The following is a 14,281-nucleotide window of genomic DNA, read 5'->3' as shown; positions in this document are numbered from 1 at the left end:
TGAGATTTCCAGCTCATCCGCGTTTTCGCCCTTTGGCGGAGCGCCCCAAACGGCTAACAATTGCCAACATTCTTGCTTCCCGACAAGCGGAATGCCCCGTGCATTTCGTCACATGGTGAGTGAACACCGCGAATGCAGTGAAATTATACCCACCAAGTGAACGGAAATACACATAGGTTCAAAAATTTCTGCTTCGTGCTTGGGGCTGTGGCTCCCTACGGGAAATACTTGGCGGTGACGTTTCGCAGGAACGCGAGCGATTCGGCCATCTCGCCCATGCCGTTCATGCCGTCTTCGATGCTCACCCACCCACGGTAGTTGTGCTCCGCGAGAATGCGGAAGATCGCGTCGAAGTCGTTCAGCCCCTTACCGGTGACGCCGTGGCGGAGCTTGTCGAAGTAACCAATGCTGCCGTCCGCAGCGCGGAGGTCGTCGAGCGTGGCGCCGTCCGCGAGGTATCGGTCGCTCGCGTGCATACTCACCACGCGGTCCGCAACGGCTCGAAGTAACTCGATGGGATCGTCACCAGCCACGACCGCGTTCGAGGGGTCGTACTGCACGCCGAAGTGCGTCCGGTCCGGGATCGCGTTCACCAGATCGAGAAACACGTCCTTCTTCTGTGCGAACTCCGGGTACTTCCAGAACCCGTCCTTGTAATGGTTCTCCAGGCCGAGGATCACATCACACTCCCGCGCGACGGGAAGCACCGCGTTGATGCACTCGACCACCCACCCGAGGCCCTGTTCGCGCGCGACGTCCGGGTATCGCGGGCCACTGAGCACGCGGCACACGGTTCGAGGGCCGCCGAGCCGCCGCGTGACGCGGACCATCTCGACTTCTTTGTCGATGGCGCGTTTGCGGGCGTCCGCGTCGGGGTTGGTGAAGTCCGGTGAGCAGCAGAGCATGGGCATGACGCGCCCGGTCGCGCGGATCGCGTCGCCCACGGAGTCGAGGTAGCCCGGTTCGAGACTGGTGAAGAACCCCTCGTACATCTCCAGGCCGTCGCAGTCGAGCGCCTTGGCCATCTCGATCCACTCGAAAACGGTCATGCTCCGTTCGCCGGCGATCGCTTCGAGGTAGCACTTGGGGAACGCAGAAATGCGGAGCGGCATGGGTCGCTTCAAACCGTGGGGGGAGGGTTTTCGACAGGATAACAAGATCGAGCGCGATCGGGACCAAGAAAGTGAATTTCGCCCGTCGCGCTCGATTCGTTCCGCTACCCGTCGAAAGCCCTCCCTCAGCACAAAGCGGCGTGTGTTACTTCTTGAATTCGCTGTCGTCGAGCTTCTCGAAATACTTCATTTCGAGCACTTCAGCTTCGAGGAAATCTTTCCCGTCGTGTTTGACCGTGATCTTCTTGGGAGCCATCAACCCTTCCTTGGTCTTCGAGTAATCACTGGGCATCCGCTCCTCGGTGATCTCGTTCCCGGTCGCCTGATCGATGGTGCGGTGCTCGATCTTCGCGATCAGGAACGTTTCCTTGTCGAAGTACAGGCTCACGTCCTTCTCGCCCTTCTTCGACACGCGGACGCCCACCACCTTTTTGTCGCCCACTTTGTCGTCACCGATGAGGCTCAGTTCGTACCCCTTGCCCCGCACCGGCACCAGGCGGGCGACTTCCATCATGTGCCCGACGCCCTTCAGTGCGTCCTTCACCTTGTCGCCCGCGCCGTCGATCTCCTTGCCGTTCACCTCGACCGTGACCTTGTCGCCGTTGATGAGCGTGAGCAGGCTCACGTTCTGGCCCATCACCTTGAACTCCAGTGACTCTTTGATCTTGTCGGGGATCATGAAGGCGGTTTCTTGCGTGAATTCGACCTCGCCCACACCGGGGATGTTGAGTTTGCCCTTCGTCTTCAGTTGCGCGGCCTTGTTCTTCGTGAGAGCGTCCGCGCCACCGTGGGCCTTGATCGCCTTCTCGATGATGTCCTTCGGTTCGTCCGCGGCCCGCGCCCCGGCGGGCACGAACGCGACCACAAATGCGGCAGCGGTAGACAGGAGCAACAGACGTGAGCGAGACATGAGGCACTCCGTTCGGGATGGGCCGGGCGATGCACTTGCTATTCGGGACACGGGTGAGAATATTTCTCGCAAACTGTGACGACGGCCGAAGTAGCGTATTTCACCCGGGATCGGGGCATTGCATCGGGCGAACGGCCGGTGTGAGCCGGCCGGTGAAACCACCACGAGCTTTGACAGGATTCACAGGATCAACACGATCCCGAGCAGCCGGGCCTATTCACGGCACTCCATCAGCCGTTCGCGTGTGGCACCACCGGCCGGCTCACACCGGCCGTTCGCCCGATGCAAGAGCGGGCAAGATGCCCGCGGTCTCAGGAATCACCGCACGCGGAACGGCAGTTCCTTCCCCTCCAGGCCCGCAAACAGGTTCACGACCGACAGTTCCGCCATGCGCCGGCGGGTTTCTTCGGTCGCGCTGCCGAGGTGCGGGGTGATGATGACGTTATCGAGCTTCAAGAGCGGGTGGTCGCGCGGCAACGGTTCCGGGTCGGTTACGTCCTGCTCTTTGCGCAACTTCATCACCATTAAGCGGCCAAGTCGAGTAGTCGTTCGGCGGCGACTTGTAATTCGGCCTCGTTGATCCCGGGCCGCAGAACCGCCTGAATTTCGTTCCGCAGTAGCTCACGGCGCCAGGCGCGGCGCTTATCCGCGTGACTCGGTCGCCGTTCCCCGTCGTCCCATGGACTTGCGGCCCGGTGCCCGGCCAACGCCTTGGCATCCCGATTCCAGGCCCAAGCTTCGGTCATCGTGAGCGCCCACAGGCACACGTGGAACGCCCCGACGTTGGCCCGCACGAGGCGCACCTGCTGCTGACCCGCCCCGACAACTTCTTTCAGATCGCGGAACGCGATCTCCAGGCTGAAGCGACTCGCGACACTTCCGAGGATGTCGCCCACCGGCGCGGCGGTGTCGGTGCAGAAGAACGCCACCCACCCGGTGGGCTCGTCCACCAGAACGACGCGAATCGCCCCACCGGCCGGGCGCCAGGTGGCCACGAACGTCTTGTACTTCTTCTCCGTCGGTTTCCCGTACAAGTCGAACGTCCCGGTGGCCCACCCGCGGGTCTGTCCGGCTCGCTTGGCCAACTCGATTCGCTGGTCCCCATAGGTCCGGTTCGGTCCGCTGGTGGGGCCCCGCGGGCCGGGCACGGACCACAGGGCCGAGTCCTTCCTCAGTCGGCTCACCACCGTCACCCCGAGCTCCCGCAGGGGCTTGAGTACCGGGGCCTTGGCGTACGCCCCGTCGGCCACCACCCAGAGGGGCTTGCCCAGGTGCCCGAGCCACGAGGCGGCCCACCGCACCAACTCGACGGCCAGTTCCAGCTTGGTCCGGAACCCGGGCCGGGTCCTCGCCGGGATCCCCGGAAGGTCCTTGCGCGCACGTACAACCGGGCCAGCAGCGGGAGCGCAACGATGCCCCAAGAGGGGTGCCGGGCCAGGAGCCCGAGGACCACCCACACGTGCCCGTACACGAACGGTCCGCCGGCCGGCCCGGGCGTCGGGTTGTGGTGCACCCCGGCCCCTTGTACCGTTGCCCCGTATCGTTCCGTTGGGGTGTCATCCAGGGCCAACGTGAGCCGTCTGGCCTCCGCCGCCAGGGGCCTCACGACCTCCCGCAGCAGGTGTGACGCCGCGCGGTCGGTCCGGCCCCCAGCGCGGCCACCGTGGTGTAGCACGGGCGATACTCATCGCTCAGCCCGGCGGACCGAATCCAGGTCGTAACGGTGCGCCGGCCCCGAGCCAGAACGGCTCCGACCAGCAACCATGCCAGCCGCGGAGCCGATCGTGGGTCTAACGCCGCCGCGAGAACCGAAAACCAGTGGCACGACGAGGGTAGCGGATGCGATGATGGCATGGCCGCGTCCGTCCGGGGCGAGGGTGGTGTGGTAACCCCATCGTCTCGGACGGGCCGGCGCCTGTCTACACGCTAAGCCTCAGCCGCTCGAATACAGGAAGTCGCGCAAAGTACAGTTACGTCGAGGGCCGCCGCGAAGATGCGTTTCGCCGAAAGTGCTTCCGTGAGGGCGTCTTTATCAACGACCGCTCCGCGTGCGACGTTCACCAGCGTCGCGGTGGGCTTCATTTTCGCGAGTTCGGCCCGACCGATGAAACTGCGCGTTTCGGGTGTGAGTGGTACCGTGAGTACGACATAGTCGGCGGCGGCGAGCAATTCGTCCTTCGTCGCGTACCGAGCCTTCAGCGCGACTTCGGCCTCGTCGCTCCGGTTGCGGTTGTGGTACAGCACCTTCATCCCGAAGCCGTTCGCGCGCATCGCGACCTGCCGGCCGATGCGCCCCATCCCGAACACCCCGAGCGTGCTGCCGTGGACCTCGCGCCCGAGCATGTACGACGGGTCGTACCGCGTGAAGTCCGGCCCGCGTGCGTAGCGGTCGCCTTCCACAATGCGCCGACCAGCCGCGAGGATGAGCGCGAACGCGAGGTCCGCCGTCGCACCATCAAGGATGCCAGGGGTGTTCCCGACCGGGATATTGCGCTCGGTCGCCGCCTTCACATCAATGTGATCGACGCCCACGCCGAAGTTACTGATGACCTTCGAGCCCGCGAAGCGGTCCATCATCGCCGCGTCAACGGTCGGGTGACCGTAGGTGTAGATCGCGTCCACGCGCCCGGTCGCGTTCCAGGGTACGAGTTCGACGCGCCCGCCGAGCAACTCCAGCACGGCTGATGACACCGGAAGATCGGCGAGCACGCGGGGCAGAGGCATTGTGAATCTCCTTCAGTGTCCACGGGCGCGCGCTTCGCGATCGACCCAGGGCTATGAGATACTACCCCTTCGGAGTAAAAACCAAAATCCGCCGCTCCCGGCGCGTTTGACTCCCGCACCACTCATCTCCACGCTATCATTAGAATGCAGTTACGCTCCGCCCGCCTCACGCATTCGCTCCCGTTCTCACGGCAACAAGAATGATCTCTTCCCTGCCGAAATTCGGTTTTACGTTCGTCGCGCTGCTCGCACTCGTTCCCTTCGCGAACGCCCAAGAGAAAAGCGGCGAAGTGATCTACCGTCAGATGTGCGCGAAGTGTCACGGGGCGAAGGGCGAGGGCGCGAAGAACTACCCGCTACCGCTCATCGGCGACAAATCGGTCGCGCAGCTCGCACACGTTGTCGATCTCACCATGCCCGACGGCGCGCCGGAACTGCTCGACGCCGCGGGATCGAAGCGCGTCGCCGAGTACATGCACGACGCTTTCTACTCCCCCAACGCACAAGCAAAACTCAACCCACCCCGAGTAGAACTCGCGCGTCTCACGATCAAGCAGTACCGCAACAGCATCGCGGACGTGATCGGCAGTTTCCGGGGGCAACCGAAACCGGAAGACAAGCAAGGACTTCGGGGCGAATACTTCAACGCCCGCGGGTTCCAGGGGAACAAGCGGCTGATCGATCGTAGCGACGCCGAGGTGAAGTTCGATTTCGGCAAAGAGGGACCGGCCACAGCCCCGGACGCGAAGGAAAAGTTCGACCCGCACACGTTCTGCATCAAGTGGGAAGGCTCGGTGTGGGCGCCCGAAACCGGAATGTACGAGTTCGTTGTGCGCACCGATCACGCACTGCGGTTGTGGGTCAACGACAACCGCAAAGCCGTCCTCGATGCCTGGGTGAAGTCCGGCACCGACACCGAGTTCAAGGCGAACGTGTTCCTCCTCGCCGGGCGCGCGTACCCGATCCGGCTGGAGTTCTCGAAGGCCAAACAGGGCGTGGACGACTCGAAAACGAACCCGAACCCGCCCGTTAAACCCGCGTTCGTTTCGCTCAACTGGAAGCGCCCCGGGCGCGCGATCGAGGTGATCTCCGCGAAGCACCTCACGCCTCAGAAGTTCCCGGAAGTCGCAGTGATCGAAGCGCCGTTTCCGCCCGACGACCGCAGTTTCGGCTGGGAACGCGGCACCACCGTCTCGAAGGAGTGGGAAGCCGCGACCACCGAAGGGGCGCTCGAAACGGCCGCGTACATTGTCGCGAAACTGCCCGAATTGAGCGGCGCGCAACCCAATTCGGCCGATCGCGTTGCGAAGACCAAAGCGTTTTGCCGGACGTTCGCAGAGCGTGCGCTGCGTCACCCGCTGACGGAACCCGAGAAAGCCCTGTACATCGACCGGCAATTTGAAGCGGCCGGCGACGATGTGCAACTCGCGGTGAAGCGCGTCGTTCTGATCGTGCTGAAATCGCCCCGCTTCCTCTACCCCGACGCGGCTGGGGCACCTGAACAGTACACGATCGCGTCCCGGCTCGCGTTCGAGTTATGGGACTCGCCGCCCGACAAGGAACTGCTCGACGCAGCGGCCGCGAACAAATTGCGCACGCGCGCCGAAATCGCCAAACACGCCGAGCGCATGCTGAACGATCCGCGTGCGAAGGCCAAGCTCCGCGATTTCCTGCTCGCCTGGCTGAAACTCGATCAGGCCAAAGAACTTCCGAAAGACACGAAGCGGTTCCCCGATTTCGACGCGGCCCTCGCGTCCGATCTTCGCACGTCGCTGGAACTGTTCCTCGACGACGTGATGGGAAGCCCCAACGCCGACTTCCGCCAACTCTTCCTCAACGAAGAAACGTATCTCAACGGCCGGCTCGCGAAGTTCTACGGTGCGAAACTGCCGCCGGAAGCGCCCTTCCAGAAAGTGAAACTGGAGGCCGACAAGCGCTCCGGCGTCGTCACACACCCCTACGTTCTCTCGTCGCTCGCATACACGGGGGAAACGTCGCCGATTCACCGCGGCGTGTTCATCGGGCGCGGGCTACTCGGCATCGGCATCAAGCCGCCGATGGAAGCGTTCACACCTCTTGCCCCGGACCTGCACCCCAGCCTGACCACCCGTGAGCGTGTCTTGCTGCAAACGAAGGCTCCCGCATGTGCCGGGTGCCACACGATCATGAACCCGCTCGGGTTCGCGCTGGAAAACTTCGACGCGGCCGGTCGGTTCCGCGAGCAGGACAACAAGAAGACCGTGGACGCGACCGGCAGCTACGACGCGCGGGCCGGCGTCACGGCCAAATTCACCGGCGCGAAGGAACTGGCCAAGTTCCTCGCCTCAAGCGAAGAAACGCAGTACGCCTTCGCACAGCAAGCGTTCCACTACTTCGTGAAGCAACCCGTCCGGGCTTATGGGCTTGCGAGGCCCGAAGAATTGCGGAAAATATTTGCCGATAACAACCTGAATATGCGAAAACTGGTAGTGGAGATTGCCGTAATCGGTGCTATGCCTCCCAAGAACGAGAAACCGCCGAAATAGTGTGGCCCACGCTTAACCCGCGTGAATGCTATCGCCCGCGTGCCACACCCACCTAATACTCACCCGCCTCGGAGCCAAGCCATGTCCCTCACCCGCACCCGGCGCGAGTTCGTGCGCGACCTCGGCATCAGCGCCGCGGCCGTGCCGTTCCTGCTGAACCTGCCGAGCCTCAGCTTCGCGAACCAGGCCAAGCGGAAGCAGCGGATCGTCTTCATCTTCAGCCCGAACGGGATCGTGCCCAAGTCGTTCTGGCCGGACGAAGAGGGGGCGAAGTTCACGCTCAAAGAGATCCTCACGCCGCTCGAACCGTTCAAGGACAAGACGCTCACGCTGCACGGCGTCTGCGACCGCATCCGCGGCGACGGCGACGGCCACATGCGCGGCATCGGCTGCTTGCTCACGGGCATCGAACTGTACCCCGGGAACGTGCAGGGCGGGTCCGACACGCCGGCGGGTTGGGCGAAGGGCATCTCCATCGACCAGGAGATCAAGAACTTCCTCCAGAAAGACGCGGCCACCAAGACGCGCTTCGGCTCGCTCGAAATGGGCGTGATGGTCCCCGACCGCGCCGACACCTGGACGCGCTGGAGCTACGCGGGCGCGAACAAGCCGATCACCCCGATCGATGACCCGTACCAGATGTTCAACAAGCTCTACGGCCGGGCGAAGGACAACGAAGCGCTCGCCAGCGTCCTCGACGACATCAAGGACGATCTGAAGAAGGTCGGCGACAAGGTGGGCGCGGCGGACAAGCGACTGCTCGACGAGCACGCCGCGTTCGTGCGCGACATGGAGAAGGAACTGAAGGAGCAAAAGGCCGCGGCGAACGTGGGCCACGTGGTGCCGAAGCTCGAAGCCGGCATGAAGAAAGACAACGACAACATGCCGAAGATCAGCAAGGCGCAAATCGACCTGCTGGTGAACAGCTTCGCGGCCGACTTCGCCCGCGTCGCGTCGTACCAGATCACGAACTCGGTGGGCGGTGCCCGCATGAAGTGGCTGGGCGTGGACGAGGGGCACCACGAACTGTCGCACGAGCCTGACACGAACGAAAAGGCCCAAGAGAAGCTGGTGAAGATCAACAAGTGGTACTGCGAGCAGGTGGCCTACCTCGCCAAGCGCCTGGCCGAAACACCGGAACCGGGCGGCACCGGCAGCCTGCTCGATAACACGCTGATCGTGTGGACGAACGAACTGGGCAAGGGTAACTCGCACACGATGGACAACATCCCGTTCGTGATGGTCGGCGGCGGGCTGGACTATAAGATGGGCCGGTCACTGAAGTTCAACAAGGTGGCGCACAACCGCCTCCTGATGTCGCTCGCCCACGGCTTCGGCCATACCGTGAAGGCGTTCGGCAACCCGAACCACTGCGCCGCGGGTCCGCTCACCGGCCTCGCGTGAGACGAGTAACAAGAAGCGGTTCCGCACTCGCAACGCCGGCCGCTGGTCGGCGTTGTGCTTTGTGCCGGGCGCATTAGGCGAACGGCCGGTGTAAGCCGGCCGGTTGAATGAGCCCGTCTCTTGTTGATCCTGTAAAAGCTCTTTGCCGCTCTCACCGGCCGGCTTACACCGGCCGTTCGCCCACAAGCACTGCAAAAATACCGGCCGGGTCGGCGCGTTTACTTCCTGACCTGGGGTTTGGAAGGCTCACGGCACCGCCGTTTCATTTGGCACCTGAACCGCGGCGGCACCGCGGTCGGCGGGGTAGCACCAGACCGCCGCGGTTCAGGTGCCCCAAATGAAACGAGAGCGGTGTTGGAACAGCCTTCCTCACGACGCACGGACCGGCAAACGCTCGGAGCGACGCAACATCGCCCTTGTGCAAAGCACAGAGCTAAACGCAACCGACCCGGCCGACACCAGCACGATAACAACTGGCCCCGAAGCGCCCAACACAAAACACTACCGCCCGAGCAAGAATCTCATCGCGCGGGCGGGCGCGGCGCCAGTTGCACGCGGAGCCCTTGAGCCGAGGGCGAATCCGCCCGGAACCTCAGTTCGCCGTTAAGTGCGGGAACCGTCTGCCACCCGCGGGCGCGGTCGACGAGCGCGGACCAGCCGTCGATCGGTTGGACGCGGACCTCGTCGGACACGAGGTTCGCGTGCGCGACCTTCGGGTGCGCCGGGTCGAACGGCAGCGGGGCGGGGGGCGCACCGGGCGGCGCGGGAGCGCTGGTGCCCGTCCATTCGATCGCGTCCTCTTTCGCGCCCGAGCGGAGCCAGACCTGCACGCGCCCACCGGTCTGATTCCAACTCATTACGTCCGGTCCGCGGACCTCCAGAACGGTGACGTTCGCGACACTGAACTCGACGAGCGCGACCGGATCGCGCGCCGTCCACGTCACGGTGCCGGTCGCATCGGCCCGGTGCGGACCGACGCGCCAGGTGGTAACGGTGCGCACCGCTGGTGGATCGCCCGCACGAAGGACGGGGCGCAGTTCGGCGGTCGCCCCGGGCACCAAACGGAACGCGCGGACCGGTTTGTTCGGATCGAGCTTCAGATCGGGAATCGCGGCGAAATCCCGCAGCGCGTCGGCCGGGAAGTCGATCACGCCCCCGCGCCCCACTTCGTCTACGGTCACGCGGTTCGCGCGCAAGCCGTAGATCGCCTCCGTTTCGCCCTTCACCGAACCGAACACGATTCTCGGGAACCGCAGCACCGGTTGCCGCGTGAGCGACCTCCGCGGCGCGCACTCCAGCACCACGAGGAACCGCCCACCGGCGGGCGCTTGAAAGTCGAGCTGGAGCGGGCGCGCTCCGCCCTGTTCTTGGCCCAGGGTCCAATCGCGCAGTGCGAGCGGCGCGGCCAGCAAATCGGTGGACCGGACCGCGACGCGCAGGACCTCCAGTTCCGCGGGCACGTCGAACCGCAACCCGCCCACGGACCCCTGGTCGACGCGCACGAGGTAAGCGGCACTCAGTTCGGCGCCGGCCTCGGTCACGTCCCAAACGCACCCCTCGCGAACCTTGACGACGGCCGATCCCCCCGCGCCCTCGCGCCAGCGCAACTGCACGCTCTTCACCGCACCGAGTTCGGTTTCTACGGTCGCGCTCTCGCTCGCCCGCCCCACGACCTGGCGCCCGACCCGGCCGACCGTGTGCGGCTGGTGCGCGGACCCGGGCAGCGCGGCCGACAGCTTCGCGTCCGCGACCTCGGGCACGCTGAACCGGACCTCGCGCTCGGCCCCGGCCACGGTCGCGGCCACGGCGAACCGGACCTCGACCTCGTAGCGCCCCGGACCGGGCAGCGCGACGGCGTACCCGTCCGAGCGCGCCACCGGGAACGCCGGCGCCCCGCCCACCGTCACGCTCTCCAACCGGGCGTCCCCCAGTGGCAGCGGCACCACGTTGTCGCTCGCGCGGAGCGCGTGAACAACGAACCGCGCGGTCACCCGCGCGCCGGCTTCGTCCGCCCGCACCTGGTACGCCGCAGAGGTGATCGCGGGCGCGGGGAGCGGGGGGCGCGTGATCGCGTCCAGGCCGTCCAGGAGCGCGCGCGGCGCAACGACGTCCTCGCCCCCGTCCGCGCGCGGCACGACCAGCACGGTCACCGGCGCGGGTTGCTGTGCCAGTGCGCTGATCGAGTGCAGCGCGAACCCCAGTGCGACTACGCCCGCGCCCACCGGCGCAACGCCCCGGCGCAGGCCCCCGAGGTGCGCGAGCACCCCGGCCAAAACAACAACGGCCATGCACAACACCGGCCACGCGACCCGCCCCCACCACGGCGGGCCGAGTTCCGTGATGACGAGCGCGCCGACAACGGCGCCGGCCAGCACCAGCGTAACGCGGGCGCGGCGCCGGTGCGCGGCGATCCACCCAAGGGCGCTAACCAGCGCGATCGCGCCGACCGCCAGAGCGTCGGCCGCGCGCACCGAACCGACCCGAACCCACTCGTCGTCGGAGCGGGTCACGAGCACCGGCGCGCCGCCCGCGAGCGGTCCCCCCAACAGGGCGGGCTCGTCGACACTTGTGTCCCACGGGCGCGCGGGCCACCCGGGAAGCGCGCCGGGCGCGAAGCTCCACCACCGGCGCACCGGCGGGTCACCGGGTACCGTCGGCACCGGGCTCGTGACGCGCCGCGTCGGCCACCCGGACGGTACCGGTAGTCGGTAGCGCACTTCAAAATGCACCACGGCTCCCGCCGGAACGGGGACCGGCAGTTCCGCGCCCGGTGCGCGGGACGCGGCCGGATTCACCCACCGGCCCGCGACACACACCCCGCGCACGTCCGCACCCGGCGGTAAACCGATCCGAAGTGTTCCCCCGAGAGAGTCGCGCACCGTCCCGCCGAACGCGACGACCACATCGTCGGGGGCGCGTACCGCCGTGAGCAGGTACGCATCCGACACCGGGTGCGCGCCCAGCCCCGCACCCGGACGTGCCCCCACGCGCACCGAATTTCCGATCACCTCCACCGCCACCCGGCCCTTGAGAGCGGGGGACACGTCCGCCTTCGTTGTTTGACCCGCGCCGGGCACTTGCGGTACCGGGAGGGCCACCGCGTCGTCACCGAACGCCGGTCCGGGCGCGGTCGTTTCGAGAACGGCGGTTCCGGTGAGCGGGCGGGCAAATTGCAGCACCCAAAATGTTCCGTCCGTGTTCCCCCGTGCGCGCGTCCCGATGGTACTCGCGCGCACATCGAGTGGCGCGAGGAGCGGGGCAGCGTTCAACAGTTCGGGCGGAACGGGTACCGCGGCGGTCACCGCGTTCGCCGGGTCGAGCAGCTTCCATGAACGTTCGCGCTCGTGCGATCCCGGAACGAACACCGTAACATTGGAAAGCACGCCCCCACTCACGGAGAGCGTGAGGCGCGTGGTCGCGTTCCACCGCGAACCGGGCGCGTCGAGAGACGCGGATGCTTGCGCGCGGACCTGCGGACGCGCCGGGGCGAGGGTCACGAACCCGTCCGGTTCCTTCGCGCGGAAGAAATACACCGCCCGAGCGTCGCGGGGAGCGTCCGTCGTCACCCACCCCCACAAGCCCGCGGGCGTCGCGCCCGCGCCGGGCTCCGCGTCGAGCGCCCAAGTGGGGTCGGCCGTGACGCTCAACCACCCGCTCCGCTCGGTCGCGCCGAGTACCGCGAACGCCGGGAACGGCACCGGCGCGCCGGGCCTGGCACCGGCCCCGCGGAACTCCAGGCGCAGGTCCGCGTACTGCGACGAGAGCAGCGGGCGGGCCAGTTCGATCACCTGCCCCGCGGGCACCGGCGGGCCGATGTGCGCGACCAGCTCGTCGGTGCCCGCGGCGCCGCGATCGAGTGTGAAGCCCGGCGGGGGGCGGACCGTGAGCTGAAACAGCGGGCCGCGTGTCACGCGCACCCGCACGCGCGCGACGAGGGTCGCGTGCGCCGCGCGGAGCCTCCACTCGAGCCGCTCGAGCGAGGTGAACTCGACGTCGGGCGCGCTCGTGCGGACCGACGGCATGCGCCGGAACACGTCGTCCGGGCCGGTCGCGAGCAGCGTACCGACCAGCGACAGCACGCGCGCCGGGTCCGTTGTGCCGGGCGGGGGCTGGGTCGAGTCAATCAAGCGGTAATCGCCGGGCGCCCACGAATCGATTTTCAGCCCCGGTGCGAGGCGCAGTTCGATGCTCTCGCTCTCGAGTACCGCACCCAGTGGGCGCACGACCGGCAACGGCGCGTCCGGCGGGCGCGCGGGGTCGGGCAGCGGCGCGACCGCGCTGATGAGCACCTTCCCGCCGGGACCGGGTTGCCGGAGGCTGACGCGCACGCGGCGCGGGCCGTTGGGAACGAGGGGCGGGTCGACGACCCACCCGGCGCGGTTGTTCGTGACCACTTCCGTAATACGCAAGCCGGGATCGGCGGTGAACGCCCATTCGCCCACGGACCCGCGCGCCGGGCGCAGCTCGTACTCGAACGCGGCCGACAGTTGGCCCGGGTTGAGTTCGTACTTCGCGACGAGGGCCGCGGTCGCGACCACGGAGGGCGTACCGCCGGCGCGGACCGCGAATTCGAGCTTCGGGCGCCCGCCGAATCGGAGGCTCCACGCGCGCCGGGCCGGTTTCCCGGGCACCTCGAACGGCCCCGTGAGAAGCACGTCCGCGGACGTCGTCGGCACCTGGTCGGCCGGCAGGTCGAGTTGGAGCACGGCCGCGGGGCACGGCGGCACGCGCATCTCGAACCGGCGCTCACCGGGTTCCGTGGTGCCGGTCAGCGACCAGCGAAATTGCAGCACCCGGCGCCCGTCCCCGCTCACCCAGACGACCGGCACCGAAGTACTCGGCGTGCTCGGCGCGGTCGGCAGCACGGCCATCACCGCCTCACCGCCCGGCGCCCATTTCGCACCACTCACGGCCAGTTTAAGGGGGTCGAGGGGCAGGAACGTGCTCGCGCCGCTCGCGTTCAGGATGCCGAGTTCGGCCGTACCCGTCAGGTCGCCGCCATCGAGTTCGGCGGTGTAGGTCGCGTCCGCGATCCGCGCGCCGTGTTTCGCCTGATAACTGGCGCGCCCGGCCGCCCGCACCCGGGCCTCGAACTCCGGGCGCGGTAGTTGGACGACCGGGCCGGGTTCGAGTTCTTTGAGTAGGTGCGGCAAACGCGCATCAGCGCCCCGCATGCGCCTGATGGGGAACGGGTCGTCGACTGGCACGAGGTCGAGTGCGCTGTGAACGACGGACTTCACGGGCTGGCGCGGCACCGCCCCGAGCGCGCCCCCGGCCGCACACACGCACACCAGAAGTAGCCAGCCCGAACGGGGCATGGGTCGGTTCACCGGGGTGAAATCGTCGGGCGTCAATTCCTAGTTCGGGCCGCTCAGTTGCGCCCACGATCGCCGTGCTGCCTCGAACGAGCCGCGACCGCAAGGGAGCGCAAGCGCCTGAACCCGGCGCACCACACCACGAGTGTGTTGCGGGTAAACGAGCCGCGACCGCAAGGGAGCGGGGCGCGGCCCCCCGGGTTCTCTTGAGTCACCCGTGCGCGTCGTGCCTCCCGCTCCCTTGCGGTCGCGGCTCGTTACAAGGCGCAGTTCCCCGAGTCAACTTGAGAT

Annotated in this window: 7 protein-coding genes and 1 pseudogene; 2 read left to right on the top strand and 6 right to left on the bottom strand. The window is 66.8% G+C overall.

Features of this window, described 5'->3' with window-relative positions:
* Window positions 1-215: 215 nt before the first annotated feature.
* The 5 genes and pseudogenes from J8F10_RS29410 to J8F10_RS29390 all read right to left on the bottom strand — a co-directional run bounded on the left by J8F10_RS29410 (window position 216) and on the right by J8F10_RS29390 (window position 4,746).
* A complete protein-coding gene (locus J8F10_RS29410) occupies window positions 216-1,112 on the bottom strand; it encodes a sugar phosphate isomerase/epimerase family protein (protein WP_210660023.1) in 897 nt (298 codons plus the stop codon).
* Between the two features lie 145 nt (window positions 1,113-1,257).
* Window positions 1,258-2,022 carry a hypothetical protein gene (locus J8F10_RS29405; protein ID WP_210660022.1) on the bottom strand — a complete coding sequence of 255 codons (765 nt, stop codon included), beginning with the start codon at window positions 2,020-2,022 and terminating at the stop codon, window positions 1,258-1,260.
* A 318-nt stretch (window positions 2,023-2,340) separates the two neighbouring features.
* Window positions 2,341-2,520: pseudogene (locus J8F10_RS29400) on the bottom strand (NAD(P)-dependent oxidoreductase); the annotation flags it as partial.
* A gap of 26 nt (window positions 2,521-2,546) precedes the next feature.
* Window positions 2,547-3,479, bottom strand: coding sequence for an IS701 family transposase (locus J8F10_RS29395; protein ID WP_315854184.1), 933 nt, complete (start codon window positions 3,477-3,479; stop codon window positions 2,547-2,549).
* A gap of 469 nt (window positions 3,480-3,948) precedes the next feature.
* Complete coding sequence (locus tag J8F10_RS29390; RefSeq protein WP_210660021.1) at window positions 3,949-4,746, bottom strand: 2-hydroxyacid dehydrogenase; 798 nt, start codon at window positions 4,744-4,746, stop codon at window positions 3,949-3,951.
* 200 nt (window positions 4,747-4,946) lie between these two features.
* Here J8F10_RS29390 and J8F10_RS29385 point away from each other — a divergent pair, with 200 nt between their 5' ends.
* Together J8F10_RS29385 and J8F10_RS29380 are read left to right on the top strand one after the other, a co-directional pair.
* Window positions 4,947-7,271: a DUF1592 domain-containing protein gene (locus J8F10_RS29385; RefSeq protein WP_210660020.1), complete on the top strand. Its 2,325-nt coding sequence runs from the start codon at window positions 4,947-4,949 to the stop codon at window positions 7,269-7,271.
* A gap of 81 nt (window positions 7,272-7,352) precedes the next feature.
* Window positions 7,353-8,675, top strand: coding sequence for a DUF1552 domain-containing protein (locus J8F10_RS29380; RefSeq protein ID WP_210660019.1), 1,323 nt, complete (start codon window positions 7,353-7,355; stop codon window positions 8,673-8,675).
* Window positions 8,676-9,196: 521 nt separating this feature from the next.
* Here the strand turns inward: J8F10_RS29380 and J8F10_RS29375 are convergent.
* Window positions 9,197-13,993 carry a hypothetical protein gene (locus J8F10_RS29375; RefSeq protein WP_210660017.1) on the bottom strand — a complete coding sequence of 1,599 codons (4,797 nt, stop codon included), beginning with the start codon at window positions 13,991-13,993 and terminating at the stop codon, window positions 9,197-9,199.
* Window positions 13,994-14,281: the final 288 nt, after the last annotated feature.

It is taken from the genome of Gemmata palustris (assembly GCF_017939745.1).
In the GTDB taxonomy this organism is placed as follows: Bacteria; Planctomycetota; Planctomycetia; order Gemmatales; family Gemmataceae; genus Gemmata; species Gemmata palustris.
Note: the sequence above shows the minus strand (reverse complement) of the source record. Positions and strands in the feature narration are given on the sequence as shown.